Source organism: Aeromonas sp. sif0611 (assembly GCF_019218845.1).
In the GTDB taxonomy this organism is placed as follows: Bacteria; Pseudomonadota; Gammaproteobacteria; order Enterobacterales; family Aeromonadaceae; genus Aeromonas; species Aeromonas media.
Genome location: NZ_JAHUWU010000018.1, coordinates 1 through 2,075, shown reverse-complemented (window position 1 = coordinate 2,075; position 2,075 = coordinate 1). Strand labels below are relative to the sequence as shown.

Here is a 2,075-nt window from a genome sequence, read left to right as displayed (position 1 = left end):
GGAAAGCTGACGTGAATAACGAGTTGCCTGTTGGCTTCGCTATCACTGAATTAGGTAGTAGTTCGTTCACTTGCTACAAGGCCCAGAACACTTCTTGGGTGTTGTATGGTTAAGCCTCACGGGTAATTAGTATGGGTTAGCTCAACACGTCGCCGCGCTTACACACCCCACCTATCAACGTTGTGGTCTCCAACGGCCCTTTAGGACCCTCAAGGGGTCAGGGATGACTCATCTCAGGGCTCGCTTCCCGCTTAGATGCTTTCAGCGGTTATCGATTCCGAACTTAGCTACCGGGCAGTGCCACTGGCGTGACAACCCGAACACCAGAGGTTCGTTCACTCCGGTCCTCTCGTACTAGGAGCAACTCCCTTCAATCATCCAACGCCCACGGCAGATAGGGACCGAACTGTCTCACGACGTTCTGAACCCAGCTCGCGTACCACTTTAAATGGCGAACAGCCATACCCTTGGGACCGACTTCAGCCCCAGGATGTGATGAGCCGACATCGAGGTGCCAAACACCGCCGTCGATATGAACTCTTGGGCGGTATCAGCCTGTTATCCCCGGAGTACCTTTTATCCGTTGAGCGATGGCCCTTCCATTCAGAACCACCGGATCACTATGACCTACTTTCGTACCTGCTCGACCTGTCCGTCTCGCAGTTAAGCTGGCTTATGCCATTGCACTAACCTCCTGATGTCCGACCAGGATTAGCCAACCTTCGTGCTCCTCCGTTACTCTTTGGGAGGAGACCGCCCCAGTCAAACTACCCACCAGGCACTGTCCGCGAGCCCGATTCAGGGCCCTGCGTTAGAACATCAAACATACAAGGGTGGTATTTCAAGGACGGCTCCAGCGCAACTGGCGTCACGCCTTCAAAGCCTCCCACCTATCCTACACATGTAGGTTCAATGTTCAGTGCCAAGCTGTAGTAAAGGTTCACGGGGTCTTTCCGTCTAGCCGCGGGTACACCGCATCTTCACGGCGAATTCGATTTCACTGAGTCTCGGGTGGAGACAGCATGGCCATGGTTACACCATTCGTGCAGGTCGGAACTTACCCGACAAGGAATTTCGCTACCTTAGGACCGTTATAGTTACGGCCGCCGTTTACCGGGGCTTCGATCAAGAGCTTCGCTTGCGCTAACCCCATCAATTAACCTTCCGGCACCGGGCAGGTGTCACACCCTATACGTCCACTTTCGTGTTTGCAGAGTGCTGTGTTTTTGATAAACAGTCCCAGCCATCTGGTCACTGCGACTCCCAACTGCTCCATCCGCAAGGGACTTCACTGTCAAGAGCGAACCTTCTCCCGAAGTTACGGTTCTATTTTGCCTAGTTCCTTCACCCGAGTTCTCTCAAGCGCCTTGGTATTCTCTACCCGACCACCTGTGTCGGTTTGGGGTACGATGACTTGTAATCTGAAGCTTAGAGGCTTTTCCTGGAAGCAGGGCATCAATGGCTTCACCACCGTAGTGGCTTCGTCTCGTGTCTCAGTGTTGTGTCTCCGGATTTGCCTAGAAACACCACCTACGCACTTTCACCAGGACAACCGTCGCCTGGCCCACCTAGCCTTCTCCGTCCCCCCATCGCAATTACAAGTCGTGCAGGAATATTAACCTGCTTCCCATCGATTACGCCTTTCGGCCTCACCTTAGGGGTCGACTCACCCTGCCCCGATTAACGTTGGACAGGAACCCTTGGTCTTCCGGCGAGGAGGCTTTTCACCCCCTTTATCGTTACTTACGTCAGCATTCGCACTTCTGATATCTCCAGCATACCTCTCGATACACCTTCGCAGACTTACAGAACGCTCCCCTACCACTCACACATAAGTGTGAATCCGCGGCTTCGGTGCCTGGTTTGAGCCCCGTTACATCTTCCGCGCAGGCCGACTCGACTAGTGAGCTATTACGCTTTCTTTAAATGATGGCTGCTTCTAAGCCAACATCCTAGCTGTCTGAGCCTTCCCACATCGTTTCCCACTTAACCAGAACTTTGGGACCTTAGCCGGCGGTCTGGGTTGTTTCCCTCTTCACGACGGACGTTAGCACCCGCCGTGTGTCTCCCGGATA

The 2,075-nt window shown here is 53.7% G+C and carries 1 rRNA gene; it reads right to left on the bottom strand.

The window, feature by feature from the left end:
- Positions 1-105 precede the first annotated feature (105 nt).
- A 23S ribosomal RNA gene (locus KW824_RS20545) occupies positions 106-2,075 on the bottom strand; the annotation flags it as partial.